At 59.6% G+C, this 25748-nt stretch carries 26 protein-coding genes and 1 pseudogene; 12 read left to right on the forward strand and 15 right to left on the reverse strand.

Annotated elements, in window-relative coordinates:
- Positions 1-75: 75 nt before the first annotated feature.
- The 3 genes from AB4N73_RS10510 to AB4N73_RS10520 form a co-directional block, all read right to left on the reverse strand.
- Positions 76-1092: an ABC transporter substrate-binding protein gene (locus AB4N73_RS10510; protein WP_150635045.1), complete on the reverse strand. Its 1017-nt coding sequence runs from the start codon at positions 1090-1092 to the stop codon at positions 76-78.
- A 124-nt stretch (positions 1093-1216) separates the two neighbouring features.
- On the reverse strand, positions 1217-1414 hold the full coding sequence (locus AB4N73_RS10515; RefSeq protein WP_150635044.1) for a hypothetical protein: 198 nt from the start codon (positions 1412-1414) through the stop codon (positions 1217-1219).
- A complete protein-coding gene (locus AB4N73_RS10520; protein ID WP_039763128.1) occupies positions 1411-1881 on the reverse strand; it encodes a hypothetical protein in 471 nt (156 codons plus the stop codon). The genes AB4N73_RS10515 and AB4N73_RS10520 overlap by 4 nt, the downstream gene beginning before the upstream one ends.
- 459 nt (positions 1882-2340) lie before the next feature.
- On the opposite strand from AB4N73_RS10520, the gene AB4N73_RS10525 reads away from it, so the two are divergent.
- Positions 2341-2553, forward strand: coding sequence for a hypothetical protein (locus tag AB4N73_RS10525; RefSeq protein WP_224787248.1), 213 nt, complete (start codon positions 2341-2343; stop codon positions 2551-2553).
- 49 nt (positions 2554-2602) lie between these two features.
- Positions 2603-2842 (forward strand): DUF2789 family protein, encoded by a 240-nt coding sequence (locus AB4N73_RS10530; RefSeq protein ID WP_041480818.1) that lies wholly within the window; start codon positions 2603-2605, stop codon positions 2840-2842.
- A gap of 6 nt (positions 2843-2848) precedes the next feature.
- Here AB4N73_RS10530 and AB4N73_RS10535 read toward each other — a convergent pair whose 3' ends face one another.
- The 3 genes from AB4N73_RS10535 to AB4N73_RS10545 all read right to left on the reverse strand — a co-directional run bounded on the left by AB4N73_RS10535 (position 2849) and on the right by AB4N73_RS10545 (position 5398).
- Positions 2849-3052: a hypothetical protein gene (locus AB4N73_RS10535; protein WP_016775093.1), complete on the reverse strand. Its 204-nt coding sequence runs from the start codon at positions 3050-3052 to the stop codon at positions 2849-2851.
- Between the two features lie 108 nt (positions 3053-3160).
- A complete protein-coding gene (locus AB4N73_RS10540; RefSeq protein WP_460143398.1) occupies positions 3161-4765 on the reverse strand; it encodes a methyl-accepting chemotaxis protein in 1605 nt (534 codons plus the stop codon).
- Between the two features lie 228 nt (positions 4766-4993).
- Positions 4994-5398 carry a TraR/DksA family transcriptional regulator gene (locus AB4N73_RS10545; protein WP_016775095.1) on the reverse strand — a complete coding sequence of 135 codons (405 nt, stop codon included), beginning with the start codon at positions 5396-5398 and terminating at the stop codon, positions 4994-4996.
- A gap of 403 nt (positions 5399-5801) precedes the next feature.
- Here AB4N73_RS10545 and AB4N73_RS10550 point away from each other — a divergent pair, with 403 nt between their 5' ends.
- The 3 genes from AB4N73_RS10550 to AB4N73_RS10560 all read left to right on the forward strand — a co-directional run bounded on the left by AB4N73_RS10550 (position 5802) and on the right by AB4N73_RS10560 (position 8483).
- Positions 5802-6710, forward strand: a complete 909-nt coding sequence (locus AB4N73_RS10550) for a MurR/RpiR family transcriptional regulator (RefSeq protein ID WP_460143399.1) — start codon at positions 5802-5804, stop codon at positions 6708-6710.
- A 61-nt stretch (positions 6711-6771) separates the two neighbouring features.
- Complete coding sequence (locus AB4N73_RS10555; RefSeq protein WP_150635039.1) at positions 6772-7377, forward strand: glutathione S-transferase; 606 nt, start codon at positions 6772-6774, stop codon at positions 7375-7377.
- Between the two features lie 2 nt (positions 7378-7379).
- Entirely contained in the window at positions 7380-8483 is a 1104-nt protein-coding gene (locus AB4N73_RS10560) for a DNA alkylation repair protein (protein WP_460143400.1), read from the forward strand.
- Between the two features lie 101 nt (positions 8484-8584).
- On the opposite strand, the gene AB4N73_RS10565 is transcribed toward AB4N73_RS10560, so the two are convergent.
- Entirely contained in the window at positions 8585-9064 is a 480-nt protein-coding gene (locus AB4N73_RS10565; protein WP_056789243.1) for a GNAT family N-acetyltransferase, read from the reverse strand.
- Positions 9065-9098: 34 nt separating this feature from the next.
- Positions 9099-10010, reverse strand: coding sequence for a LysR family transcriptional regulator (locus AB4N73_RS10570; RefSeq protein ID WP_150635036.1), 912 nt, complete (start codon positions 10008-10010; stop codon positions 9099-9101).
- Between the two features lie 133 nt (positions 10011-10143).
- On the opposite strand from AB4N73_RS10570, the gene AB4N73_RS10575 reads away from it, so the two are divergent.
- On the forward strand, positions 10144-11805 hold the full coding sequence (locus AB4N73_RS10575) for a GMC family oxidoreductase (RefSeq protein ID WP_252876482.1): 1662 nt from the start codon (positions 10144-10146) through the stop codon (positions 11803-11805).
- A 132-nt stretch (positions 11806-11937) separates the two neighbouring features.
- Positions 11938-13560: an MFS transporter gene (locus AB4N73_RS10580; RefSeq protein WP_024013261.1), complete on the forward strand. Its 1623-nt coding sequence runs from the start codon at positions 11938-11940 to the stop codon at positions 13558-13560.
- Between the two features lie 53 nt (positions 13561-13613).
- On the opposite strand, the gene AB4N73_RS10585 is transcribed toward AB4N73_RS10580, so the two are convergent.
- On the reverse strand, positions 13614-13976 hold the full coding sequence (locus AB4N73_RS10585) for a DUF427 domain-containing protein (protein ID WP_056789235.1): 363 nt from the start codon (positions 13974-13976) through the stop codon (positions 13614-13616).
- Positions 13977-14168: 192 nt separating this feature from the next.
- On the opposite strand from AB4N73_RS10585, the gene AB4N73_RS10590 reads away from it, so the two are divergent.
- Together AB4N73_RS10590 and AB4N73_RS10595 are read left to right on the forward strand one after the other, a co-directional pair.
- Positions 14169-16112: a DNA topoisomerase III gene (locus AB4N73_RS10590; RefSeq protein WP_460143401.1), complete on the forward strand. Its 1944-nt coding sequence runs from the start codon at positions 14169-14171 to the stop codon at positions 16110-16112.
- Positions 16113-16654: 542 nt separating this feature from the next.
- Entirely contained in the window at positions 16655-16984 is a 330-nt protein-coding gene (locus tag AB4N73_RS10595; protein WP_056789230.1) for a hypothetical protein, read from the forward strand.
- A 253-nt stretch (positions 16985-17237) separates the two neighbouring features.
- Here the strand turns inward: AB4N73_RS10595 and cynR are convergent, their stop codons facing one another.
- Positions 17238-18125 carry a transcriptional regulator CynR gene (gene cynR, locus AB4N73_RS10600; protein ID WP_460143402.1) on the reverse strand — a complete coding sequence of 296 codons (888 nt, stop codon included), beginning with the start codon at positions 18123-18125 and terminating at the stop codon, positions 17238-17240.
- Positions 18126-18247: 122 nt separating this feature from the next.
- Between cynR and cynS the strand changes: the two genes are divergently transcribed.
- Complete coding sequence (gene cynS, locus AB4N73_RS10605) at positions 18248-18715, forward strand: cyanase (RefSeq protein WP_041480833.1); 468 nt, start codon at positions 18248-18250, stop codon at positions 18713-18715.
- 58 nt (positions 18716-18773) lie between these two features.
- On the forward strand, positions 18774-19433 hold the full coding sequence (locus AB4N73_RS10610; RefSeq protein ID WP_095180245.1) for a carbonic anhydrase: 660 nt from the start codon (positions 18774-18776) through the stop codon (positions 19431-19433).
- A gap of 119 nt (positions 19434-19552) precedes the next feature.
- On the opposite strand, the gene AB4N73_RS10615 is transcribed toward AB4N73_RS10610, so the two are convergent.
- Entirely contained in the window at positions 19553-21055 is a 1503-nt protein-coding gene (locus AB4N73_RS10615; RefSeq protein WP_460143404.1) for an aldehyde dehydrogenase family protein, read from the reverse strand.
- A 196-nt stretch (positions 21056-21251) separates the two neighbouring features.
- On the reverse strand, positions 21252-22160 hold the full coding sequence (glsB, locus tag AB4N73_RS10620) for a glutaminase B (protein WP_024013269.1): 909 nt from the start codon (positions 22158-22160) through the stop codon (positions 21252-21254).
- A 139-nt stretch (positions 22161-22299) separates the two neighbouring features.
- Between glsB and AB4N73_RS10625 the strand changes: the two are divergent.
- Positions 22300-22787: pseudogene (locus AB4N73_RS10625) on the forward strand (GFA family protein).
- An 85-nt stretch (positions 22788-22872) separates the two neighbouring features.
- On the opposite strand, the gene AB4N73_RS10630 reads toward AB4N73_RS10625, so the two are convergent.
- The 3 genes from AB4N73_RS10630 to AB4N73_RS10640 all read right to left on the reverse strand — a co-directional run bounded on the left by AB4N73_RS10630 (position 22873) and on the right by AB4N73_RS10640 (position 25738).
- Positions 22873-24159: an ATP-binding protein gene (locus AB4N73_RS10630; RefSeq protein WP_460143406.1), complete on the reverse strand. Its 1287-nt coding sequence runs from the start codon at positions 24157-24159 to the stop codon at positions 22873-22875.
- Positions 24160-24867 carry a winged helix-turn-helix domain-containing protein gene (locus tag AB4N73_RS10635; protein ID WP_137214904.1) on the reverse strand — a complete coding sequence of 236 codons (708 nt, stop codon included), beginning with the start codon at positions 24865-24867 and terminating at the stop codon, positions 24160-24162. It lies immediately after the preceding gene.
- A gap of 262 nt (positions 24868-25129) precedes the next feature.
- Positions 25130-25738, reverse strand: coding sequence for a MiaE family protein (locus AB4N73_RS10640; RefSeq protein ID WP_041480839.1), 609 nt, complete (start codon positions 25736-25738; stop codon positions 25130-25132).
- Between the last annotated feature and the right edge of the window lie 10 nt (positions 25739-25748).

Raw genomic sequence — 25748 nt, forward strand, 5'->3', positions numbered from 1 at the left:
GGGATTTGAACAAACCATCCTAGTCGGATTTTTTGGCCGTGCACGACCGGTCGGCGGTGCGCTGCGTTGACCGCGTTATTTCAGATCAGCCGTCACCTTGTCAGCCACATCCTTGGGTAACCAGGCGTGCCACACGTCCGGATGCGCTTTCATGAACGCGACCGCCGCCTCACGAGGTGCGGTGTGCTTGTCACTCATATCCGCCAGTGCCTTGTTCAGCGGCTCGATGGGAAAATCGACCTTGCTGAAGAACTCGGCAATTTGCGGGTTCTGCTTTTGAAACGGCGTAGACACGCCAATCGACAGCTTCGATGCCAGCGAGCGGGTTGGTTTCGGATTGGGATTATCGGCATCTGTCAGCGTCTTCCACGCCTCGGCATCGAACGGCGGCTCTTCCAGCTGCACCAGTTTGAATTTGCCAAGCAGCGGCGTCGGCGACCAGTAATAGAACAACACCGGTTTGCCGCGACGAATCGAAGAGCTGATCTCGGCATCCAGCGCAGCGCCGGAGCCGCTGCGGAAGTTGGTGTAGTCGTCCTGCAAGCCATACGCCGTGAGCTTCTGCTTGTTGACCACTTCCGAAGTCCAGCCGATCGGGCTGTTGAGGAAACGCCCTTTGCCCGGGCTTTCCGGGTCTTTGAACACGTCCTTGTATTTCTTCAGATCAGTGACACTGCGCAGATCCGGCGCCAGCGGCTTGATGCCTTTGGCCGGATCGCCCTTGATCACGTACTCCGGCACCCACCAGCCTTCAGTGGCGCCTTTTACCGTATCGCCCAGGCCGACCACTTTGCCCTCGGCTTCGGCCTTGACCCAGACCGGACTGCGCCCGGCCCACTCCTCGCCAATCACCTGGATGTCATTGTTGGCCAGTGCGGTCTCAAGGGTAATAGTGGTACCCGGCAAGGTATCGGTCGGCAAGCCGTAGCCTTTCTCGACGATCACCCGCAGCACCTCGGTGATCAGGCTGCCGCTTTCCCAGTTCAGGTCGGCAAAGTGCACCGGCGCCTGTGCCGCCTGCAACGTTTGCGCTGACGTCAGCAAACCAAAGGTGGCCACGCTGGCGGCCAATAACCGTCGAAATCCGTTCATGCATCGCACCTCGTGCTGTTAACAGCAATGGCAGTTGGCCTGACAGAACGCAAGCCTCTGAATGACTCAGTCAACTGACTTTAGCCGAGGTTCCTGCTTTTTCCGGGGTCCGCTGCGTGCGAGGTTACGTTTCAGACTTTTCCTGCAGGCTTTGCAGCTCACGTCTGACCATGTTGGCGTATGCCGCCGGTTGCAATGCGTAGAGCTGCGACGCCACCCAACTCAGCCAGGCACCTTGCAGTTCGGCCTTGCGGGCGAACAAGCGCTGAGCTTCTTCGCGTGCGCTGTCGAGATTTTGCGCATGGAAATCCGCGCGCTTCACTCGCTGGCCTTGAAGGTCACCAGCTCGCCCTTGCGCCATTTGGCGGCTTTGGCAGTGACGGCTTTAAGGGTTTTGGTCAAACCTTCCTGCAGCTGCTCATTGGCGGCGAACACGGTGACGACGCTATGGCCTTCCTTGAACAGGATCGCGTGCCCGTCGGCCGTGCTGACAAAGGCGTAATCGCCCAAGCCGTAGACCGTCAGTTTGATGTCGCGAAAACGAATGTCCATCTTGCCGCCTTCACGGCTGGGCAAAACTGACGCGATGAAATGGTCGCCAACCTTGAGTTTGAGTCCCGGTTTGTCATCGACTACCAATGCACTTTCGGTGTCGATTTCGGCGATGTAAATGCCTTCGGCGTTTTGCTCGGTGATGTAAACAAAACGTGATTGGAATTGCTTGACCAGCTTTGCACGCAAATCACCCAGCACGAACAAAGCATGCATATCGAGGTTACTGACTGCCAAAGAAACATCCCCACATTTGAAAAACCGCGCAGCGAAAAACGCCCACGGCAAAGAAACGGCCAGGCCGATGAAAACTGCAAAAACATTCAAACACCCGAAGCGAGCAAAGCACTCTTGAATCGCGAGGTTCGTAGACTACTGGATTGTCATTAGTGAAACCTGCTCTGAAATCGCCAAAGCTTGAAGGAAAACGCCTCAAGTGCGACTAGAGCAATTCTGACTACGAACTTCAGGGAAATTTCTCACGAAAAAAAGCACTTTTCCGACATATCGCTGGCGAAAAATTGCTTTAGATAAGCCCGGTCGTCAATAGGTACTGGCGATTCTAGAGCAGCGATGCTCATTACGACTACCCGCAACGGCCGTTAAATCCCGGCCGACTGATGAAAAGGACTTCATATGTGCACTTTGACTCATTTTGCCACGTCGGCTGACGCGCGAATCACCCCATCTCTGACGATGAAGGTTGCCGAACTCGACAACCTTCCGACATCTTCTAACAATCATCGAACCCCGCACTTTCAAGTGGTGCCGGCAGGTATTGCGTTCTTTCACATCAAGGAGATATCCACAGGACGTGTCAGAGGTTTCCGCGGCAATCACAACGAAGCCTGCGCCCTTGCCCGCTCGCTTGAATCAAAAATCGAACTCCGCGCCAGCGCCTGCCTCTGATAAGGGAGTGAACGAACAAGCCGTACCGGCACCAACCCAGGAGTAGATGATGGAACTGCCAACCGAGCTTAACCTGACCACCCTTTTCGAACAGCTGGGCCTTCCTTCCGATGAAGCGTCGATCAATGACTTTGTCGAAGCCCATCCGCTGGACTCTGATACCAAACTCATCGAGGCCGATTTCTGGTCGGCTCAACAGGCGCAATTACTCAAAGAGTGGCTGCGTGCTGACGGTGAGGAAGCGGTAATTGTCGATGAGCTGAACGTCCGCCTGCATCGCGGCAAATAAGGGCGATCAGTGCAGGCTGTCGCCGGGCTCGATGTTCAATTGTTCGAGCCAGGCAGCCTTGCACTCCTCCGCTTCATCGCGACTGGCGAAGGCTGTGCCGCGTCGCTCACCGTTGAGCAAAACCACCCAGCACACACTGCGCCCCATCGCGCGTAAGCCGGCCGGAACACCGCTGCCGATCATCACTGCCACGTCTACCCTGCACTGCATGTGCCCTCCGAAATAATTAGCTACCTAACTAAGTCGCAGGTTAAAGCTTTCCTTCGAGAGGAAACAGCAACCGCCGTGCACAGATTCATTGCGTCAACGGTAACAATCTCAGCGTGGATTCTCCGGTTTGTAGCCCAGCCGCAATCCGCCCCAATGCCGGCCCTTGATCATGATCGGCACCGAAAGATCATGCATCAGCTCACCCGTATCGCGCGTGTAAGTCTGCAGCAAAACTGGTTGTTGATGGCTGCCGCAACGGATACCGGTGCGGTCAGCGAATTTGCGTTTGGTGCGGTTATTTACCGTGTCGACCTGCACATCACCGGTCAACGGCTGGCTGAATGCCTGGTTATGCGTCGGCACATAACCCTGCTGCGTGCAGGCGATCGCGAAAACCAAACCTTCATGACGCGTTAACAGAGGCTCTTGAATCGCGGGCAAGACCTGATCTGTGTACTGATCAAACCTGGTTTGAAATTTGGCTGGTTCGGTGCCCGGAATCAGCTGGTAGCTGCGATCGAACAGGTCATCCAGACTGATCCGCCCCTGCTCGACATCCTCTTCGAAGCGCGCTGCGATCAGGCTCGCACCTTCGCGCGCCAGGTCATAAATGCGCTGGTGATAGTCGTCCAGACCGACTTCGGCCAAGCGTTCGCTGATGGTTTCCGCCTGCCCTTCCATCTGCACCGCTGCCTCGGCGAGGCGGCGGGTCTGCTGATCGCTGATCGCCAGATCGCTACGCATTTGCTCAATCGCGCTGAACAGCGCATCAAGCTGCTCGCGATTGGTTTGCGCGCCACGGGCGATTTCGCTGACCTGGGTTTCCACTCCGGCGGCAAGTCGCGCGATGTTTTCCAGATGCTGACCGGTGTGCTCGACCTGTTCGACGCCGGTGTGCAGATCGCTCGACAACTCGCGAATCTGCGCCACCACTTGTGCGGTGCGTTGCTGAATGTCAGCGACCATCTCACCGACCTCACCCGTGGCCGCCGCCGTACGCGCGGCCAGTCCGCGCACCTCGTCGGCGACCACAGCGAAACCGCGACCATGCTCACCGGCCCGGGCTGCTTCAATCGCAGCGTTCAACGCCAACAGGTTGGTCTGGCTGGCAATCGACTGGATCACCAGCGTCACCCGCTGAATGTCGTCGCTGCGCACACTCAGGGCCTCGATCAATTCGCGGCTGGCGTTGGCGCGCTGACTGAGTTGCTGCATGCGCGAAATCGAGTCGAGCAGTTCGCTGCGCCCCGCCGCGCTGCTGTGATGCGCTTGGCTGGCGGCGTCCAGCGCGTCGCGACTGAGCTGTGAAGTCGCCTGTTCGGTGGCGATCATCACTTCGGCATTGCTGACGATCTGCGCCGCCGCGTCGAGTTGCGATTCGAGTTTGTTCGCCAGCGCCTTGACCGAGAACGCCACGCCGGCGGCTGACAGTGCGTTGTGACTGGTGGTGTAGGAGAGATCGCGAGTCAGTGCGGACAATGCGCTCGCACTATCGACCGGGACAGCAGCTGGAACGTTGCGCGAACGCAGGCGCGGCAGCCAGACAATCAGTATCGCCAGCGGCATGCCGAGGTAGAGCGACCACTCGGCCATAGCCATGCCGGCCAGCAACAGCATCAGGGCGATGCTTTGCAGGGTCGGCGCGATCCAGCGGTTTTTCGGCAAAAGCACTGGTGCAGGCAGCGCCGCAACCAGAGATCCATCTCTCGTCATCTTGATCACCCCACGTTTGTTCTCATTGTTGTGACTGCATTAAACGCCACTACAACGCCATTATCCATGGTCCGTTAGTCGTGGGGTCTGTGGCAGGTCAATGGAACGACGGGGGAAATAGCGCAGACGAGCAAAAACAAAGATCGCAGCCTCCCGCAACTCCATGTAGAAGCTGCCGAAGGCTGCGATCTCTTGCAGGCGCCCCCCTATTCAGGGGCCGCCATGGAATCAGGCCTGACGCTGGTGCTTGTCGATCTGCTCGTGACGCTCTTGAGCTTCGATGCAGTATTTGGTGGTCGGGCTGATCAGCAGGCGCTTCAGGCCGATGGCCTCGCCGCTGTCGTCGCACCAGCCAAAGCTGTCGTCCTTGATGCGCTCAAGAGCTTGTTCCAACTGCGGCAGCATGCGCTGGTCGCGATCGATCGCGTTGACCAGCCAGGTGCGCTCTTCTTCAACCGAAGCCGCGTCCGCCGGGTCAGCCGGGGTGTCCAGGCTTTCGATGGCGATACGGTTTTGCTCAATGCGCTCGTGGGTTTCGACTTTCATGTTCTGCAACAGCTCAGTGAAGAAAGCGTGTTGCTCTGCATTCATGTAGTCATCTGCCGGCATAGCCAGCAACTTGTCCTTTGTCATTGATATCTCTATAAAAAAACGTGCATTAAGGCGAATAAGGGAGCGTTTCGGCGAACCGTGTCGGCCGTCGAAAAGGCATCGTTTTATTGCAAACGCCACCCGGCACTCAATTTACGAGGGGCGGCAGTCTAAGGCCCGATCAAGGCCTCAGCAACTGTAAATACAGGGAATTTGTCCGACAGGACCAGGAAACTGCTCTGACACAGGCTTCACACGGCCATCGGAGTGCGTTTATAGCAAGAAATTCACTCCAGCGGCTGTATATAGAAGACAAACGGCTAACCATGCCGCCATCGACAGCGGAAATTATTCTCGCAAGGTGCATCGTTTCAGCCCGGCAGAGCCCGCGCAGCCCTTCTATGATCAGGCTTACCGCGTGATCAACCCGCCCGAAGGATGTCCTATGCCCCGCCCCGATCTGCCGGCCGCCGACGAACTTTCGCTCGCCAGCCCCCCGATCACTGCCGAGCGTCTGCTGCAAACGATTAGCGACGAATATGACGCCCTTCCGCGTCAGCTTAAACGTATCGCCAGTTACATTAGCCAGCAGAGCGAGCGAATCATGGTCGACCGCATCAGCGACATCGCTCGTGAATGCGAGGTGCATCCGTCCGCCATCGTGCGTTTTTCGCAGCGCTTCGGGTTCAGCGGCTTCAGCGAAATGCAGGCGCTGTTCCGCCAGGCCTGGACGCACAAGGCCACGCCGGCGCAGAACTATCAAAAACGCATCCGCAGCCTGATCGCCAACAAATCGCAGACCGCCAACAGCGGCGAGCTTGTCCGCGAGTGTATCGACGCAACGCTATCGGGCATCGAACGTTTGGGCCGCGAACTGGATGGGGCTGCGTTCGCCAAAGCTGTCGATCTCATCGTCAATGCCGACGACATCTATGTGGTCGGGGTCCGCCGTTCGTTCGCCGTCGCCGATTATCTGGTTTACAACCTGCAGCACACGCAGAAACGCATTCATCTCGTCTCCGGCATCGGCGGCAGCTATCGCGAGCAAATGCGTAGCGTGCGCGCCAACGACCTGGTCATCGCCATCAGTTTTGTGCCCTACGCCAAGGAAACCCAGCACTGCCTGCGATTCGCACAACAGCAAGACGCCAATACCCTGATCATCACCGACAGCCCTCTGTCGCCACTGGCAAAACTTGCCAATAGCGTGTTGCTGGTCAATGAAGGCAGTGCGCTGGCCTTTCGTTCGCTAAGCGCGACACTGTGTTTGTGCCAGGCGCTGTTTGTGGCGGTGGCCTATCGGCTGGAACTGAATGTCGATGAGATTCACGAACAACCCGGATTCGACGACTGACAATTGTCTCAGGCTCGGCTAGGTTATGCGTTCCCACCGGTTCGACTTGAAGGAACGCGTCATGAAACTGATCGGCATGCTCGACTCCCCCTACGTGCGCCGCGTAGCAATCTCCGCCAAATGCCTGGGGATTGACCTCGAACACGAGTCGGTCTCGGTGTTCCGCCACTTCGAGCAATTCCAGCAGATCAACCCGGTGGTCAAAGCGCCCACGCTGATCCTCGACGACGGCGTGGTCCTGATGGACTCGACCCTCATCCTCGACTACCTCGAAGCCAGTTCCGGCAAGAGCCTGCTGCCCAGCGATCTCACACAACGCGCCCACGCCCTGCGTCTGATCGGCCTCAGCCTCGCCGCTTGCGAAAAAGCCGTGCAGCTTTATTACGAACGCAACTTGCGCCCGGCCGACATTCAGTACCAACCTTGGGTTGAACGCGTTGAAGGCCAACTCGCTGCCGCATTTACCGCGCTGGAAAAAGAACTTGAACACAGTGACTTGCCGGTCGACGGCTCCCTCGCCCAGACCGGCATAAGCCTGGCGGTTGCCTGGAGCTTCACCAACCTCGTCGTGCCCGATCAGGTCGACTCCGCGCGCTATGCGCGCATCGCCGAATACACCGCCTACGCAGAAGGCACCGATGCGTTCATCAGCACACCGATGACCTGACCATGAGCACCACCGACACCGCCGCCCCGGCGTTAAAGGAAATCTTCAACGCCGAGCGCTTGCAGCACATCGCTGACGAAATGAGCGCGGTGTACCCGGCATTCAAGGCCAAGGCGTTTCTCAAACACGCCCAGGACGGACTCGCTGAATTATCAGTGATGCAACGCATGGCCCGCGTCGCCGAAAGCCTGTATGCCGTGTTGCCGCTGGACTACGAGGATTCCCTCGAAGTGCTGTTCGAACTCGCGCCACGGCTGAACAGCGGCTTCGTCAGCATGTGCCTGCCGCACTACGTCGCGAGCTATGGCGGGCACGCCTTCGATACCTCCATGGATGCCCTGAAATACTTCACCACTTTCGGCTCCTCCGAATTCGCCATCCGTTACTTTCTGCGCAGCGACCTCGAGCGCTCGCTGGAACGAATGCATGACTGGACCCGCGAAGAAAACCATCACGTCCGCCGACTAGCCAGCGAAGGCAGCCGCCCTCGCCTGCCGTGGTCCTTTCGGTTGGAAGCGGTACAAGCGGATCCGCTGCTGGCCGCCGGGATACTGAATCGGTTGAAGGCGGATGAGAGCTTGTACGTGCGCAAGTCCGTGGCGAATCATTTGAATGATGTGACGAAAGTGCATCCGGAGTGGGCGTTGGACACGATTGAAGGTTGGTCGCTGAACAACAAGCATACGGCCTGGATTGCCAAACATGCGCTGCGCAGCTTGATCAAACAGGGCAACGTGCGCGCGCTGACGGTGATTGGCGCAGGGGCGAAGGCTGAGGTTGAGTTGTTGGATGTGCGGGTTGAGCCGGCGGTGGTGAGGTTGGGGGACGCGATTACGTTGTCGTTTGTGGTGAAGTCGACGGTGGCGCATGAACAGCGGCTGGTGATCGACTATGCGATTGAGTATGTGAAGGCGAACGGCGGGGTTTCGAGGAAGGTATTCAAGTTGAAGACGGTGGAATTGCCGGGGTTTGGGGTGGCGCTTGTGCAGCGCAGACAGGTCATCAAGGATTTCACGACGCGCAAGCATTTTGCCGGCCGGCATGGAGTGCAGGTGATGATTAACGGAAAGGTGGTGGGTAGTGCAGGGTTTGAGGTTTTGATTTGAGAAATGAGTCATTGATTGGTCTTGAAGACCGGTCGCGAATCAGTGCACTGGCAGCCGTGCATCGATAATGAGCGCGGCAGCACAATGGACAAACTCCCGCCTCAGTAGTTACCAACTTCCGTATGGGACGCCGAATTAAGCCCTGAGGGAGCACCTGTTGTCACAAGCACTTTCAACAGCGTATGGCGACTCCACGGGCCGCAGTACTCAGGCACGTGCGCGATCAATCGGTATCCGCAGCGGGTGTACCAACGGGCGACGTCGTCATCCAGTGTTTCGATCAACGCATCTACGCATGCTCTTTCAACCGCTAATGCCTCAAGCTTGTGCAACACCTGAGTACCCAGCCTGGTTCCACGCCATTGCGCGTTGATCCACAGGTAATTGACAAACAGACGCCTGAATTCGGTTCTACCGGAAGCGCCGCCGATTAGTGCCCCGTTCTCCATCAGCGAACAGGCGATGGCCTCAGCTTGTCCGCCGCGAGCCTCGGACAAGGCTCGGCCATGCTGTAAGACGCCGTCACTGATGGCCTTCATGGTGTCCGGATTGATGTCGCGAACGGTAAGCCATTCCCTCATTGCTGCTCTCCATTGCTAAAAGTCCTTGGCGCTTTCAAGCAAAAGAGGAGCCAACCTGAGATCTTCCCAGCAACAACTCCTGCTCTGCCTCACACAACCCCACCACATAATCCCAGACCACCCGCAGCCGCACCGATTTGTGCAACTCCCGCCGCGTGCTGATCCAGTAGCTGCGTTCGATGCTTTCATCCGGCAGCAGCGCCACCAGATCCGGGTCGGACGCGGCCATGTAACACGGCAGCACGGCGATGCCCAACCCCGAGCGCGCCGCTTCCTGCTGGGCGATGACGCTGGTGCTGTGAAACACCACGCGCGGGCTGCGGCAGAAGCTGTTGAGGAACATCAGTTCCTGACTGAACAGCAGATCGTCGACGTAACCGATCCACGCATGTCGGCCCAAGTCTTCGCGGCTATGCAGCGGTGGCGCTTTGTCGAGGTAGGTCTGGCTGGCGTAAAGCGCGAGTCGATAGTCAGTGAGCTTGCGCGTGACCAGCATGTCGGCGGATGGCCGTTCGAGGTGGATGCTGATCTCCGCTTCACGGTTGAGGATGCTGACAAAGCGCGGCACTGCAACCAGTTCCACCTCCAATCCCGGATAACGCTCGAACAAGCCAATCATGCGACTGGCGAGAAACTTGATGCCTAGGCCTTCGGTGACGCCGACGCGGATCTTGCCCAGCGGCGCGGTGGACTGGGTGATTTCTTCCTGCGCCAGCAGCGCGACGTTTTCCATCGCTTCGGCGTGCTTGAGCAGCGCCTCCCCCGCCGGGGTCATTTCATAGCCCTGGGCGTGCTGGACGAACAGCGCAGTGCCGAGGCTTTTCTCGATCGATTCAATATGCCGCGCCACTGTCGCGTGGGTGGTGTTGAGCCGGCGCGCGGCAGTGAGCAGGCGGCCGCTGCGTTGCAGCTCGAGAAAAAAGCGCAGGTCGTTCCAGTCGAACATGGCGGGTCCTTGTCGGCTATCGTCGTTGCACGCTGTTTGAAAACGCACAGCGGCTGCGCAAAAACTAACATTCTTTTAACGAAAGCTAACAACTAGAGTGTCCGACAATAAAAACAAAAAGCGAGGTCAGGGCATGCAGACGTCCCTGGATGAATTCGACTACATCGTGGTCGGCGCCGGCCCCGCCGGTTGCTTGCTGGCCAACCGGCTCTCAGCGGATCCACAGCAACGGGTGTTGCTGCTCGAAGCCGGCGGACGCGACAACTACGCCTGGATTCATATTCCTGTGGGTTACCTGTTCTGCATCGGTAATCCGCGCACCGACTGGTGCTTCAAAACCGAACAACAACCGGGCCTCAATGGCCGCGCGCTGAGTTATCCGCGCGGCAAGGTGCTGGGCGGCTGTTCGTCGATCAACGGCATGATCTACATGCGCGGCCAGGCCGGCGACTATGACGGCTGGGCGGCCGCAGGCAATCCGGGCTGGGCCTGGAAGGATGTGCTGCCGCTGTTCAAACAGAGCGAAAACCACTTTGCCGGCGGCGCTGAATTTCATGGCGATCAGGGTGAATGGCGGGTCGAACAGCAGCGCCTGTCGTGGCCGATTCTGGATGCCTTTCGCAGCGCCGCCGAGCAAAGCGGCATCGCCAGCATCAATGACTTCAACCAGGGCGACAACGAGGGCTGCGGTTACTTTCAGGTCAACCAGAAAGCCGGGGTGCGCTGGAACGCGGCCAAGGCCTTTTTGAAACCGCTGCGCAGCCGGGCGAACCTGACCGTGCTGACCGGCGTCGAGGTTGATCGTGTGTTGCTGGAGAACGGCCGCGCGGCGAAAGTCAGCGCGCAGCATGAAGGTCAGATCAAACAGTTCAAGGCGCGCAAGGAGATTGTTTTGTGCGCCGGTTCAGTCGGCTCGCCGAGCATTCTGCAGCGCTCCGGCATCGGTCCGCGGCCGCTGCTCGAACGCGTAGGGATAGGCGTGATTCATGAGCTGCCGGGGGTCGGCGGCAATCTGCAGGATCACCTGCAATTGCGGCTGATCTACAAGCTGGAAAACGCCCGTACGCTGAACCAGATCGCCGGCAGCGTGTGGGGCAAGATGGGCATGGGCCTGCGTTATCTGTATGACCGTAGCGGGCCATTGTCGATGGCGCCGAGTCAGTTGGGCGCATTCGCCCGCTCCGGTCCCGAGCAAACCTCGGCGAACCTGCAATATCACGTGCAACCGCTGTCGCTGGAGCGCTTTGGCGAGCCGCTGCACAGCTTCCCGGCGTTCACCGCCTCGGTGTGCGACCTGCGCCCGCAGAGCCGTGGACGCATCGAGATTCGTTCGGCCGATCCGCAAGCGGCGCCGCTTATCCAGCCCGATTACCTCAGCCATCCAGAAGATCTGCGCGTCGCCGCCGATGCGATTCGCCTGACCCGGCGCATCGTCAGCGCCCCTGCCCTGCAAGCGTTCAAACCGGTCGAATACCTGCCCGGCGACAGCTTGCAAAGCGAAGAACAATTGCATGAAGCGGCGGCGAAGATCGGCACGACGATTTTCCATCCGGTCGGCACCTGCCGCATGGGCAATGACGGTGACGCGGTGGTCGATGCGCAATTGCGCGTGCATGGTGTGCCGGGTCTGCGCGTTGCCGATGCGTCGATCATGCCGCGCATCACCTCGGGCAACACCTGTTCGCCTACGCTGATGATTGCCGAGAAGGCGGCACAACTGATTTTGTCCAGACCTGTAGATATTTCCCCTGTGGGAGCGAGCCTGCTCGCGAATGCGGTAGCTCACTCAGCCTAGGAGTTGACTGGCAAAAAGCTTTCGCGAGCAGGCTCGCTCCCACAGAAATCATCACCAGACTCAGGCATCGCGCATTACCGGACACGCAACACCAGTGGAACAACAAAAACAATCACTGTGAGGGATACCGATATGTCAGAACACGTTCAGCCGCTGGACGCTGCGGGCAGCGCCGAGACCAGCAACGCCACGCAGAAAGTCATCTTCGCTTCATCACTCGGGACGGTGTTCGAGTGGTATGACTTCTTCCTCTACGGCGCCCTCGCGGCGGTGATCAGCAAGCAGTTTTTTGCCGGGGTCAATGACACCACGGCGTTCATCTTCGCGCTCATGGCGTTCGCCGCCGGCTTCATCGTACGGCCGTTCGGCGCGTTGGTGTTCGGCCGCCTGGGCGACATGATCGGGCGCAAATACACCTTTCTGGCGACGATCATTCTGATGGGCGTGGCGACGTTCTGCGTCGGCCTGCTGCCGACCTACGCCAGCATCGGCATCGCCGCGCCGATCATTCTGGTGGTGCTGCGCATGCTTCAGGGCCTGGCGCTCGGTGGCGAATACGGCGGTGCGGCGACCTACGTGGCCGAACATGCGCCTATCGGCAAACGTGGCTTCCACACCAGCTGGATTCAATCCACCGCGACCCTCGGCCTGTTGCTCTCGCTGCTGGTAGTGCTCGGTTGCCGCTACTTCACCGGCGACCAGTTTGAAGTCTGGGGCTGGCGCATTCCGTTCCTGCTGTCGATCGTCCTGTTGGGCATTTCCACCTGGATTCGCCTGAGCCTGCACGAGTCGCCGGCCTACCTGAAAATGAAGGAAGAAGGCAAAACCTCGAAGGCGCCGATCCGCGAATCCTTCGGCAAATGGGAAAACCTCAAAGTCGTGCTGATCGCCCTGTTCAGCATCAATGCCGGGCAAGCAGTGACCTTCTACGCCGCGCAGTTCTATGTGCTGTTCTTCCTCACCCAGTTCCTGAAAATGGACCCGGCGGTGGCCAACAGCCTGTTGATCATCAGCGTGGTGATCGGCGCGCCATTCTTCATCTTTTTCGGCTGGCTCTCGGACAAGGTCGGGCGCAAACCGGTGCTGATGCTCGGCCTGCTGCTGGCCACCGCGCTGTACTTTCCGATCTTCAAATCCCTGGCCCACTACGCCAACCCGGCGATCGATCAGGCCAGCCGTCAGGCACCGATCACCGTCCTCGCCGATCCCGCCACTTGCACGTTCCAGTTCGATCCGGTGGGCAAGGCCAAATTCGACAGCCCGTGCGACAAGGTCAAGACCTTCCTGGTCAAGCAAGGCCTGCCCTACTCCAGCGTCGCTGCACCTGCGGGCAGCGCTGTGCAAGTGAGTGTCGGCGACGTGAAGCTGGATGGTTTCGATGAGGCGGCACTGCGCGGCGCGATCACCCTCGCCGGCTACCCGCAACAAGCCGATATGCAGCAGATCAACAAACCGATGATCGTCGCCCTGATCGTCGCGCTGATCATCATCTCGGCCATGTGCTACGGCCCGCTGGCCGCGTTGATGGTCGAACTGTTCCCGACCCGCATTCGCTACACCTCTATGTCGCTGCCCTATCACATCGGCAACGGCTGGTTCGGCGGATTCCTGCCCACCGTGTCGTTTGCGCTGGTGGTGTACACCGGGGATATCTTCTACGGGCTGTGGTATCCGGTGCTGATCACCGGGGTGAGCCTGGTGGTGGGGATGATCTGTCTGCGTGAGACGAAGAATATCGATCTCGATAAAAACTGAAAAACCCGCTGACAACAATGGCGAGGGAAGCGATTCTCTCGCCATTTTTTGCTTCAGGCGTCCGCTTTGATCACTTCGAATTTCACCTGGTCCGGATAAAACGCCACATAGTTGCGGATCGGTTCAACCGAGATCTTGGGTTTTTCGTAAGTCCACACCGCATTGGCGCCCTCATGCCCCGGCACTTGCAGGCTGAAGTAATTGGCGTCGCCCTTGTACGGGCAATAGCTGGTGTGGTCGGTGCGGGCGAAGTATTTTTCGTCGATGTCTTCGCGCGGGATGTAGTACACCGGCGGATAGTTGGCTTCGTTGAGGATCATCGCGTGAGAGGACGCGGCGACCTGGATGCCGTGGAACTTCACCAGCAGGCAGCCGGCAAGTTGTTCCAGGCTGATCACGGGACTGGGGCTTTTCATGAGGTTCTCCTGAGCACAGCGAAGAGACCGGTTCAGGTATAGCTGATGGTTGCGCAGCTCGACTGGATTACGGCCGAACGGCTAAACCTCCTGCAACGCTTTTATCTGTATATCCATACAGATAAAAGTTGCTCCCGCCGCGAACTCCCGCCATCCTGTGCCCTCTCCACACACCAACCAGCGATGGTAGCTATGCGGCTGTACCTCTGTGAAAAACCCTCTCAGGCCAAAGATATTGCGGCGGTGCTCGGCGCCAAGCGTCGCGGCGACGGCTGCTGGTTGGGGACGGACGTCACAGTGACCTGGTGCATCGGCCATTTGCTCGAAACCGCGCCGCCGGACGCCTACGACGCGCGCTACAAACGCTGGGTGCTGGCCGATCTGCCGATTATCCCGGACAAGTGGAAAATGACCGTCAAGCCGCGCACTGCCAGCCAGTACAAAGCGGTAAAGCGCCTGCTCGGCGAAGCCAGCGAACTGATCATCGCCACCGACGCCGACCGTGAGGGCGAGATGATCGCCCGGGAACTGGTCGAGCACTGCCGCTATCGCGGGCCGATCCGCCGTTTGTGGCTGTCGGCACTCGACGAGGCGTCGATTCGCAAGGCACTGGGCGCGCTGAAGCCCGGAGCAGAAACGTTCAGCCTGTATCACTCGGCGCTGGGCCGTTCGCGGGCGGACTGGTTGATCGGCATGAACATGAGCCGACTGTTCACCTTGCTGGGCCGTCAGTCGGGTTATCAGGGCGTGTTGCCGGTAGGACGAGTACAAACGCCCACCCTGCGACTGGTGGTCGACCGCGACCGCAGCATCGCCGATTTCGTCCCCGTACCGTTCTGGGCAATCGACGTGGATTTGCTGCACAACGGAACGGCGTTTACCGCGCAATGGCGCGCGCCGTCGGACGTTTGTGATGATCAGGATCGCTGCCTGAATCAGGCGTTGGCGCAACAGGCAGCGGCGGCGATCAGCAGTGCTGACAGCGCACGGGTGATCAAGCTGAAGACCGAGCGCATGCGCGAAGTCGCGCCGCTGCCCTTCGATCTTGGCACCTTGCAGGAAGTCTGCTCGAAAAAGCTTGGCCTTGGCGCGCAGGAAACCCTCGACATCGCCCAGGCCCTTTACGAAACCTACAAAGTCATCACCTATCCGCGCAGTGATTGCGGCTTTCTGCCGTTGAGCCAACACAGTGAGGCGCCATCGATCCTCACAGCGTTGCGCCAGGCCGATCCGAGCCTTGAAGCCTTGCAGGGTTATCTCGAACCGCAAAGGCGCTCGCGGGCGTGGAATGACGCCAAGGTCAGCGCTCACCACGGCATCATTCCCACCATCGCCGCGAAGAATCTTGAACGCCTGAGCGGCAAGCATCGTGCGGTGTACACACTGATTCGCGCGCGCTACCTGGCGCAGTTCCTGCCCAATCACGAATACGATCGCACTCAAGCCGATTTCGATTGCAACGGGCAGGCCCTGCGCGCGGTGGGCAAGCAGATCATCGAAGCGGGCTGGAAGCGCGCATTGCCCGAAGCACTGGCACCGGCCAGGGGCCGCGAAGCACCAGCACCGCAAACCTTGCCGACCCTCAGCCAAGGCGTCGAATGCGCTGTGGCGAAAGTGAGTCTCAAGGACCTGTGGACGCAACCGCCAAAACCCTACACCGAAGGCGATCTGATCAAGGCGATGAAGAACGTCGCCAAACTGGTCGAGGATCCGCTGCTCAAACAGAAACTCAAGGACACCACCGGCATCGGCACCGAAGCCACCCGCGCGTCGATCATTCAGGGTTTGCTTGATCGCGATTATCTGGTCAAGAACGGCAAGGCACTGGCGGCGACACCTGCCGCGTTCAGCCTGATCGACGCAGTGCCTCTCGCGATCGCCGACCCTGGCACCACGGCGATCTGGGAACAGGCCCTGGACATGGTGCAGAGCGGCGAGATGAGTCTGGAAGAATTCGTGACCAAACAGGCCGCGTGGATGAGCAAGCAGGTCACCCGCTGCTCCGCCCTCAGCCTGACCATCAGCGGCCCGCCGCCTGCCGGCAAAGCCGCAGCGCCGTGGAAGAAAAAGCGTAAGTCGACGCCCAGCAAAACCGCCGGTACGCGCAAACGCACGGCGCGTCCGACGACTCGCTGAATCCCTCGCGGTTCCCTTCTCGACGTTGTCGAAACGGATCTTTTCTCATTCCAAAACAGCTTTGTCCGACAATATGTAGTGCTTGAAAATAATCACTACAAAACCGTTGACGGCGTCGTTTTGCTTTTGCATGATGAAGACGTTCCCCGATCGGGAGCACTGGTAACACGCTTGAGCAAACTCGTCTGACCGCCGAGTTGTTTTTTCCGGATACACGCTGCCCACAAGGCAGATTGAAGAAGCTGACCTGGCCTGAACGTCCAGTACAAGGACGAGAAGCGCTGGCGAAAATTCTCAAGACGCTTGTGGCCGACACTGGATTGTCGTCAAGGAGCCTCCCGGTTTTCGCTGCTTCTCCTCGTTGTGACGCTATTGCGTAGCAGTTATTCAACACGACTACATGCAACAGATGCACGACCCCGTACTTCACACGGGCGAACGCTGACGTCCTGGTTTCGGTGCCAGGGATCAACTAACCGATGGGCTACCTGTATTAGCGAATCAACTTTGAAAGATCACCAGACTGGTCAAGGGGCATAACAATGAATCTGAACAATCAACCCACCATCGAAGAACTGGCGCGTATGTTCGCGGCGCAGAAAGACAGCCACGACAGCCATATTCTCTGGATCAGCAAGTCGGGCCAGGTGCACATCGACTGCCTGTCGCCCCACGCTGGCGAAGAAGAATTCGACCGCAATCACCAGAACCTGCTGGCCCGCCTGAAGATGTACCGCCGCGGCCACGGTTATGTCGGCAAGAAGGCTGCGGCCGACAAGGACTTCATTGGGAACGTGCTGCAGACGCTGAAACAGGCGTGGGATTCGATGCAGAACAAAAATGAAGTTCGGGTGATTGATCGGTTTTATTGAGTTGTAGATTATTTGACTAAGGGCCTGCTTCCGATTGGGAGCAGGCCCTTTGTTGTTCTTTTGAGTTATGCGGCGTGAGTGCCCCCGTCGCCCCTCACCCCAGCCCTCTCCCGAGGGAGAGGGAGCCGACCGAGTTGCCTCAGCTCAACCGTAGACCTGAATGACCGTGGCGATTATGAGTCAACGAAGCTTGTTCAGGTCGGCGTGACTTGACCAAACACCTCGGTCAGTCCCCTCTCCCGCTGGGAGAGGGTTAGGGTGAGGGGCTTTTCATGCCGAGCACCAGTTCCACAAACGCCAACGCCGCCGCGCTGTGATAATTATTCCTGCGCCGCAACAACGCCGCTCCCCGCTGCGGCGCCTCCCCTTCAACACGCAAGCGGCGCAACGCGCGGTCTTCGCTGGCAATCGCCTCGGGCAGCATGGTCGCCAGCGGCGCATGCCGCACCACTTCCAGCAGCGTACTCACCGAATTCACCTCGATGCGCACCTGCGGCGTAATCCCCTGCTCACGGAAATACTCATCCACCAATAACCGCGTAATGAAACCCGGCGCCAGCAACGCGAAATCCAGTGAAGCCAATTCCGCCGGCGTCAACACCGAAGGGCTGCCATAGAGCGGATGCCCAGGCCCGACCATGATCCCCAGCGTCTCGGTAAACGCCGGTATGCATTCGATATCGGCATTGCGCACCGGGGTAAACGCGATCGCGACATCCAGCGAGTCATCCGCCAGTCCTGCCTCGATGTCGTCCATCGACAACTCGAAAATCTCCAGATGAATCCCGGGAAACCGTGCCCCGTAGTCGCGCGCCAACGGCCCGACCAGATACGCCATGAACGTCGGCGTCATCGCCAGGCGCAGGGTGCCGCGCGACAAATCCTTCACATCGTGCAAGGCGCGCTGTCCGGCCTCCAGCTCCACCAGCACGCGGCGTGCGCATTCAATGTATGCCGCGCCGGCATCGGTCGGTTTCACCGTGCGCGAGGTGCGATCGAACAGGCTGACGCCGAGGGTTTCTTCCAACTGCCGGATCTGCTGCGACAACGTCGGCTGCGATACATGCAGCGCTTCGGCGGCGCGGGTGAAGCCGCCGTGATCGGCAACGGCGAGCAGATAACGCAAATGTCGCAAAAGCATGGAAACACCATCTATAGGCAGGGCTTATGCGGAGCATTGTATATCGGTCTTGGACGCTATGAATCGACCGGCGCAACATTGCTTCCACACACAGCAAGCCAACCCCTGAAAGGAGTGACACCATGCAACAGTCCCACGCCTACAACGACAACAGCCTGGCCCTGACTACCCGCGTTCTCGACGCCAAGGCGAAAAAAGATCTGTCGTGGCAGGATCTCGCTGACGGCACCGGCCTCAGCCTGGCTTATGTCACCGCCGCCCTGCTCGGCCAGCATCCTTTGCCGGAAAACGCTGCTCAAGTGGTCGGCGACAAGCTTGACCTCAGCGCAGATGACGTCGCCGCTCTGCAGATCATTCCTTTGCGCGGCAGCCTCAGCGGCGTGCCGACCGATCCGACCATCTACCGTTTTTACGAAATGATCCAGATCTACGGCACCACGCTGAAAGCGCTGGTTCATGAACAGTTCGGGGACGGCATCATCAGTGCGATCAACTTCAAACTGGACATCAAGAAAGTCGAAGACCCGGAAGGCGGCTCCCGCGCCGTGGTGACCCTCGACGGCAAGTTCCTGCCGCTGCGTCCGTTCTGATACGCCCGGCCCGCACCCTGCGTGCGGGCCATCTCATTTCTGCCACGAGGACATGCCCATGAAAGCCCTGATCGACGGCTTCCTGAAATTCCAGAACGAAGCCTTCCCGCAACGCAGCGAACTGTTCAAACACCTGGCCACGACTCAGCAACCCGGCACGCTGTTCATCACCTGTTCCGACAGCCGTGTGGTGCCTGAGCTGCTGACCCAGCAAGAGCCCGGCGAGCTGTTCGTGATCCGTAACGCCGGCAATATCGTGCCCTCCTACAGCCCGCATCCGGGCGGGGTGTCGGCGACGGTGGAATATGCGGTGGCAGTGCTGGGGGTGACCGATATCGTGATTTGCGGCCACTCGGATTGCGGCGCGATGACAGCGATTGCCCAGTGCAAATGCATGGATCACCTGCCCGCTGTCAGTGGCTGGCTGCAGCATGCCGAATCGGCGAAGGTAGTGAACGAAGCGCGCGTGCATGGCAGCGACGCGGCGAAATTGAGTTCGATGGTGCGCGAGAACGTGATCGCGCAACTGGCGAATATTCAGACCCACCCGAGTGTGCGCCTGGCCCAGGAGCAAGGGCGGTTGAATCTGCATGGTTGGGTGTATGACATCGAGACCGGTTCGATCGACGCGCTCTCTTCCGATCGTCGCACCTTTGTGCCGCTGGCCGAGCGGCCTGAGACTTGCGCGATCAGCGCGCAAGCCAGCCACGCTGCCTGACTCCCCACCGTGATCGTTCCCACGCTCTGCGTGGGAATGCCTCTAGGGACGCTCTGCGTCCAGTGACGCGGAGCGTCACGGGCTGCATTCCCACGCAGAGCGTGGGAACGATCAACAGATCAGCGTTTCACCCTGAGATCAACCTGAGTCATCCGGCTACGCACGGTAAACACGCCATCACCGGAAAGAATCGCACTGCGCGCGAACAGGCGCCCGCTCTCCCAATTGGAAAGGCCCAGTTCCGGCTTGTTCAACGCGTACTGACCATCGACCCAACGGGTGATGCCGTTGCCTACGAACGGCGCATTCACCGCGTTGTAGAAGCGTTCCTGAACCGCCGCATCCTCGCTGATCAACGACACGGTGAATTGCGGGCTGTGACGATTGAACAGCGCAATCGCCTGCTCCAGATCGTCGACAATCATCAGGCTGACTTCCGGGGTTTCTTCCCATTCCCACTCGCGGCCCAGCTCCGACTCGGGCAAAGACTCGGCCAGCGCTTCGGTCTGGTAACCCTCGGCGCGATAAACCTCGACCGTTGCGTTCTGCCATTCGCTTGGCAGGCAATTTTCACTGCCCGCGACGATGTGCAATTTGCAGCCTTGGCCGCGCGCAGTACCGGCGTCTTTCAAGGCATCGAGGAACAGCCGCACCAGCTCATCGGCGCGTTCGCGCTGAATCAGGCAGACGTTCAGGGTGTTGCAGACCTTGCGGTCCAGCGAGTTGCGCACCACCGCCGCGAAGCGTGTGGCATCGGCATCACGTTCGGCGATCAGCCACGCACCGCCGGTGCCGTGCAGGCTGACGGCGGTACCGGCCTGCTGGGCAATGCTGCCCAACTGGCTGACCGCACGGCCCGAGCCGCGCGCCACCGCCAGCGACAGACGCCGATCGGCAAACATCGCCCAACCGGCGGCGTGATTGACACTTTCGACCAACGACACCGCCCCCACCGGCAAACCGGCTTCGGCCAGCGCCGGGTTCAAAGCGTGAGTGACGATGGCTTGCGCAGTGCCCAACGCATCGCTGCCGATGCGCAGCACAGCCGTATTGCCGGTGCGCAACACGCCGGCGGCGTCGGCAAATACGTTGGGCCGGCCTTCGAATACAAACGCGACGATGCCCAGCGGCGAGACGACTTGCTCAACCTTCCAGCCGTCGTGCTCGACACTGCTGATCACTTTGCCCCGCGTGGGCGGCGCATCACGCCAGGCGCGCAGCCCGGCGATCATGTCGCGGCGCATGCGTTCATCGGCGAGCAAGCGTGTGGTCGAGCGACCGCGCGCCTTGGCCCGTTCGATGTCGGCGCGGTTGGCGGCTTCGATCTGCGTCCAGCATTCAGGGTTTTCCAAGCGCTGGGCAAACAGGTCGAAGAATTGACTGATGGCTTCATCGGACACCGCCGACAACGCGGTGAATGCCGCAGCCGCACGCTCGATTGCCACCGAGGCGGCCTGTTGATCGGCCACGGGGATCAGCAACAACTCGCCACTGACCTGCTCGACCAGCAAATGGTCACCGGGCTGAAACCGCGCGGCCAGTTCGGGGCTGACCACGGTGACGCGGTTACCAGCGAAAGGGATCGGCGTGCCAGCGACTAGACGTTCGAGCGCAAGAGACATGAAGCGGATTCACCATGCAGCGGGCGGTCGGAAAATGTAGCGGATTACTGGCTGAAATACACCTCCTCAAACACTAAAGAAACCTGTGGGAGCTGGCTTGCCAGCGATAGCGGTGGTTCAGGCAAATTTATCGTGACTGACAGGGCCTCATCGCTGGCAAGCCAGCTCCCACAGGGTCATGTGGTGTTCAGGTGGGTCAGAACACCGACCAGCCAATCCGCGAGCTCAGCAGTTCCAGCGCTGCCATCCCCGCCAGCGAGTTGCCGGCGGCGTTCAACTCCGGCGACCACACGCACACGCTGAACTGTCCCGGCACTACCGCAACGATGCCGCCGCCGACCCCGCTCTTGCCTGGCAAGCCGACGCGATAGGCGAAATTGCCCGCCTCGTCGTACAAACCGCTGGTGGCCATGATCGAATTGACCTGCTGGGTCTGGCGGCGCGTCAGGATCTGCTCGCCGCTGTGCTTGCAGAACCCGTCATTGGCCAGAAAGCAGAACGCCCGGGCCAGATCGATGCAGTTCATGCGCAGCGCGCAGTGGCTGAAATAGCTGCGCAACACCGCTTCGACATCGTTGTGAAAGTTGCCGAACGACTGCATCAGATAGGCCATCGCCGCATTGCGCGCGCGGTGCTGGTATTCGGAGTCGGCGACCTTGCCGTCGATCATGATTTGCGGGTTGCCGGACAGACGCCGGACGAAGTCGCGCATCGACAGTGTCGGCGCGGCGAAGCGCGACTGGTTGATGTCGCAGATCACCAGCGCACCGGCATTGATGAACGGATTGCGCGGGCGGCCGCGCTCGAATTCCAGTTGCACCAGCGAGTTGAACGGCTGGCCGGACGGCTCGTGGCCAAGCCGCTCCCAGATCGCTTCGCCGGAATGATCGATGGCCTGCACCAGGCTGAATACCTTGGAAATACTCTGCACCGAGAACGGCGTTTCAGCGTCGCCGGCGCAATACATTTCGCCATCGTTACTGTACACGGCGATGCCCAACTGGTTGGCCGGTACCGTGCCGAGGGCGGGAATATAGTCAGCAACTTTGCCCTGCCCGATCAGGGGCCGGACGGCGTCAAGGATCTCGTTCAACAGCGCTTGCATGCCGGGTTCCGAAAGTCTCGCCCCATGGGATCGCGGGGACACTGGGGCTAGACGCTGCGCCCGCCGGTCGCATCACACCGGCAAGCATCCAGCAGAATGTTCTAGGCTGAAGCGGACCATTCAGACACAGGAGAGCACCATGCACCTCGAAGGCTCCTGCCATTGCGGCGAAGTCACGTCAGCCTCGACAGCGCCCATCCTTATCCCTATCAACGCTGCTATTGCTCGATCTGCCGCAAGACCCAGGGCGGCGGCGGTTATGCGATCAACCTTGGCGGCGACGCGACCACTCTCAAGGTTCGCGGGCGCAAAAACATCAGCATCTATCACGCGAAGATGAAAGCTGAAGGCGATAAACGCGCCCACCGCAGCAGCGCCGAGCGCCACTTCTGCTCGCTGTGCGGCAGCGGCCTGTGGCTGTTCAGCCCGGAGTGGCCAGAGCTGATTCACCCATTCGCCTCGGCGATCGACACGCCACTGCCGGTGCCGCCGGAACACACGCACCTGATGCTTGGCTCGAAAGCGCCGTGGGTTGAGGTCGAGGCGAAGCCGAAGGATCAGCAGTTTGATGAATATCCTGAAGAATCGATCGCCCAGTGGCATGAGCGACTCGGCGTGACCCGCTGAACACCGCGCCCTTCGCGAGCAGGCTCGCTCCCACATTTGGATTGCGATCCCCTGCTCGCGAAGGGACCGGGTCAGGCAATATCAATCAGTCCAGATGCGCCCAGGTCATCCTGAACAACGCCCCGCCCCACACCGAGTCGCCAACCTCAACCTGCCCGCCATGGGACTGCGAAACCCGCCGCACCAGCGCCAGGCCCAGCCCGAAACCGCCAGTACGCCGATCCCGGCTGGCATCCAGTCGGGAAAACGGTTCGAAGATTTTCTCCCGTCCCTCCAGCGGCACGCCCGGCCCGTCATCACTTACCCGCACTTCATAGTCATCGCCATTGCGCTGCAGCGACACCTCAACGCGCTGCTCGGCATAGCGAATGGCATTGCGCAAAAGGTTGATCACCGCCCGCGCCATGAAGCGCGGTTCGATGCTTACAGTGTCGAGCTGGCAACCGGCGATCGACAACTGCACGCCCACTGCTTCGGCCTCAAGCGCCACACTGCCGACAACGCTGTCTAGCCAGTCGGCCGCGTGAATATTCTCCCGTTTGATCACCGTCGCACCGTGCTCAAGGCTGGCGTACGTCAGCAGCTCCGAGACCATTTCCTCGAGCTCACCGAGGTCGGCATACATGTCGGCGATCAGCTCGCGATTCTGGCTCGCGTCGGGTTGCTGTTTGAGCTGATCAAGTTCGAACGACAGCCGCGCGATCGGTGTGCGCAATTCGTGCGACACCGCATTGGTCAGCTCGCGCTGATTGGCGATCAAGCCCTCGATGCGCGCCGCCATCAGATTGAAGTGCTCGGCCAGATCGCGGATGTTCGAGCGCCGCGACAACTGGATGCGCACCGACAGATCGTTGTCGCCGAAACGCTCGGCCGCCAGCCGCAGCTTTTCCAGATCGCGCCAGTGCGGGCGCACCCAGAAAAACAGAACGATGCCGATCAGCACTGCGAGCATCATGTACGCCGCGGTGATGTAGAACGGCATCAGGCTCGGCTCCGGCGGCAGCTTGATGCTGAGCAATTGCGAGCCGCCATCGATGTTGCTGATGAACTGCGTGTAATCGTCGCGGATCACCAACAGGTTCCGCGCGAGCTCGGCTTTTTCCTGCGGTGTCAGGGCCAGTTGATCGGCCTCGACCAGACTCAGCGACAGACCGTAATGCGCACGCAATGAATCGAGTTTCTGTTCACGCTCGGCGCCCTGGCGGCCTTGCAGATGATCGACCAGCGACCACGCCTGACCGCGCACGGCTTCACGGTTGTAATCCTGCGTCTGGCTGTCGAGCAAGGCGTTGAAGGTGTGCTCGACCGCCTGCAAGGCCAGCACCAGACCCACCGTCATCACCAGAAACAGGCCGAGGAACAAGCGCAGCATCTACAGCTCCCACGCGAACGGATTGAACAGATAGCCCTTGCCCCACACGGTCTTGATGCACACCGGCTCGCGGGGATTGTCCTTGAGCTTGTTGCGCAATTTGCTGATGTAGACGTCGACGCTGCGGTTGAGGCCGTCGAAAGCGATGCCGCGCATGCGATTGAGAATGTCATCGCGGGAAAGAATCTTGCCCGCCGCGCTGGCGAGCAACCAGAGCAATTCGAACTCCATGGTGGTCAGCTCGATCAGCTCACCGGCCAGGCGCACTTCACGGCAACTGCGGTCGATGCTCAATTGCCCGAACTCAAGGAAACTGACCACGCTGGTGTCCGGCGTCTGCCGCCGTTGCAACGCACGCAGCCGCGCGAGCAGTACCGGCGGCTTGATCGGTTTGATCACGTAATCGTCAGCGCCGGACTCCAGACCGAGAATGTGATCGAGATCGTCTTCCTTGGCGGTGAGGATCACGATCGGCGTGTCCGAGACACTGCGAATTTCCCGACAAACCTGCAAACCGCTCTGCCCCGGCAACATCAGGTCGAGCACCAGCACTTTCGGCTTGAATTCCAGGAATGCAGCCATGGCGAGATCGCCGCGATGCACCGTGCGCACCTCGTAGCCGTGTTGTTCAAGAAAGTGTGCGATCAGTGCGGCGAGACGCTCATCGTCTTCGACCAGCAGGACTTTGCCGAAACCCAGGTTATCCATAACAACCGTTGCCAAGCCAAACGTGGAAGGGCCGATATTATGCTGGCATTCATCGCACAGGAGATTACGGCAGACAGCAAAAACCGGCCACTTGGGCCGGTTTTCGGTGATGTTTCATACTTTTAAGATTTTTTTACAATCCGACAATGATGTCCGATTGAATTGCGGACCTCTGTAGGAGCTGCCGAAGGCTGCGATATTTTGATTTTCGATTCGTAAAAACAAGATCAAAAGATCGCAGCCTGCGGCAGCTCCTACCCGATCATGCGGCGACCGGAACACCGCTGTGGAAGCGGAATTCCTCGTCCGGCGATTCGATCAGTTCCTGCTCGGCCGCACGGACGCGCTCGATCACCTGCGCGACATCCTTGGCATCACCATACTGATAGGCCAGTTTCAGATAACCCTGAAAATGCCGCGCCTCGCTTTTCAGCAAACCGAAATAAAACTTGCCCAGCTCTTCGTCCAGATGCGGCACCAATGCTTCAAAGCGTTCGCAACTGCGCGCTTCGATGAAAGCGCCAACCACCAGCGTATCCACCAGTTTCACCGGTTCGTGGCTGCGCACCACTTTGCGCAGGCCCGAGGCGTAGCGGCCGGCGTGCAGCTGACGCAACTCGATCTTGCGCCGTTTCATGATGCGCATGACTTGCTCGTGGTGCACCAGTTCTTCACGGGCCAGGCGCGACATCATGTTGATCAGGTCGACATGGGCGTGGTACTTGGCAATCAGGCTCAGCGCCGTGCTGGCGGCCTTGAACTCGCAGTTCTTGTGATCGATCAGCAGGGTTTCCTGATCGGCCAGTGCCGCCTGGACCCAGGCGTCGGGGGTGCGGCAGCCAAGGAATTCGTGGATTTCGGGAAGGATCATGGGGCTCACG

The organism is Pseudomonas sp. S3_B08, from assembly GCF_054667725.1.

What these genes read in the sequence shown, in the direction of transcription:
- AB4N73_RS10510 (WP_150635045.1), bottom strand. Translation starts at nt 1,092, where the DNA reads ATGAACGGATTTCGACGGTTATTGGCCGCCAGCGTGGCCACCTTTGGT.
- AB4N73_RS10525 (WP_224787248.1), top strand. Translation starts at nt 2,341, where the DNA reads ATGAAGGTTGCCGAACTCGACAACCTTCCGACATCTTCTAACAATCAT.
- AB4N73_RS10530 (WP_041480818.1), top strand. Translation starts at nt 2,603, where the DNA reads ATGGAACTGCCAACCGAGCTTAACCTGACCACCCTTTTCGAACAGCTG.
- AB4N73_RS10535 (WP_016775093.1), bottom strand. Translation starts at nt 3,052, where the DNA reads ATGCAGTGCAGGGTAGACGTGGCAGTGATGATCGGCAGCGGTGTTCCG.
- AB4N73_RS10540 (WP_460143398.1), bottom strand. Translation starts at nt 4,765, where the DNA reads ATGACGAGAGATGGATCTCTGGTTGCGGCGCTGCCTGCACCAGTGCTT.
- AB4N73_RS10545 (WP_016775095.1), bottom strand. Translation starts at nt 5,398, where the DNA reads ATGACAAAGGACAAGTTGCTGGCTATGCCGGCAGATGACTACATGAAT.
- AB4N73_RS10550 (WP_460143399.1), top strand. Translation starts at nt 5,802, where the DNA reads ATGCCCCGCCCCGATCTGCCGGCCGCCGACGAACTTTCGCTCGCCAGC.
- AB4N73_RS10555 (WP_150635039.1), top strand. Translation starts at nt 6,772, where the DNA reads ATGAAACTGATCGGCATGCTCGACTCCCCCTACGTGCGCCGCGTAGCA.
- AB4N73_RS10560 (WP_460143400.1), top strand. Translation starts at nt 7,380, where the DNA reads ATGAGCACCACCGACACCGCCGCCCCGGCGTTAAAGGAAATCTTCAAC.
- AB4N73_RS10565 (WP_056789243.1), bottom strand. Translation starts at nt 9,064, where the DNA reads ATGAGGGAATGGCTTACCGTTCGCGACATCAATCCGGACACCATGAAG.
- AB4N73_RS10570 (WP_150635036.1), bottom strand. Translation starts at nt 10,010, where the DNA reads ATGTTCGACTGGAACGACCTGCGCTTTTTTCTCGAGCTGCAACGCAGC.
- AB4N73_RS10575 (WP_252876482.1), top strand. Translation starts at nt 10,144, where the DNA reads ATGCAGACGTCCCTGGATGAATTCGACTACATCGTGGTCGGCGCCGGC.
- AB4N73_RS10580 (WP_024013261.1), top strand. Translation starts at nt 11,938, where the DNA reads ATGTCAGAACACGTTCAGCCGCTGGACGCTGCGGGCAGCGCCGAGACC.
- AB4N73_RS10585 (WP_056789235.1), bottom strand. Translation starts at nt 13,976, where the DNA reads ATGAAAAGCCCCAGTCCCGTGATCAGCCTGGAACAACTTGCCGGCTGC.
- AB4N73_RS10590 (WP_460143401.1), top strand. Translation starts at nt 14,169, where the DNA reads ATGCGGCTGTACCTCTGTGAAAAACCCTCTCAGGCCAAAGATATTGCG.
- AB4N73_RS10595 (WP_056789230.1), top strand. Translation starts at nt 16,655, where the DNA reads ATGAATCTGAACAATCAACCCACCATCGAAGAACTGGCGCGTATGTTC.
- cynR (WP_460143402.1), bottom strand. Translation starts at nt 18,125, where the DNA reads ATGCTTTTGCGACATTTGCGTTATCTGCTCGCCGTTGCCGATCACGGC.
- cynS (WP_041480833.1), top strand. Translation starts at nt 18,248, where the DNA reads ATGCAACAGTCCCACGCCTACAACGACAACAGCCTGGCCCTGACTACC.
- AB4N73_RS10610 (WP_095180245.1), top strand. Translation starts at nt 18,774, where the DNA reads ATGAAAGCCCTGATCGACGGCTTCCTGAAATTCCAGAACGAAGCCTTC.
- AB4N73_RS10615 (WP_460143404.1), bottom strand. Translation starts at nt 21,055, where the DNA reads ATGTCTCTTGCGCTCGAACGTCTAGTCGCTGGCACGCCGATCCCTTTC.
- glsB (WP_024013269.1), bottom strand. Translation starts at nt 22,160, where the DNA reads ATGCAAGCGCTGTTGAACGAGATCCTTGACGCCGTCCGGCCCCTGATC.
- AB4N73_RS10630 (WP_460143406.1), bottom strand. Translation starts at nt 24,159, where the DNA reads ATGCTGCGCTTGTTCCTCGGCCTGTTTCTGGTGATGACGGTGGGTCTG.
- AB4N73_RS10635 (WP_137214904.1), bottom strand. Translation starts at nt 24,867, where the DNA reads ATGGATAACCTGGGTTTCGGCAAAGTCCTGCTGGTCGAAGACGATGAG.
- AB4N73_RS10640 (WP_041480839.1), bottom strand. Translation starts at nt 25,738, where the DNA reads ATGATCCTTCCCGAAATCCACGAATTCCTTGGCTGCCGCACCCCCGAC.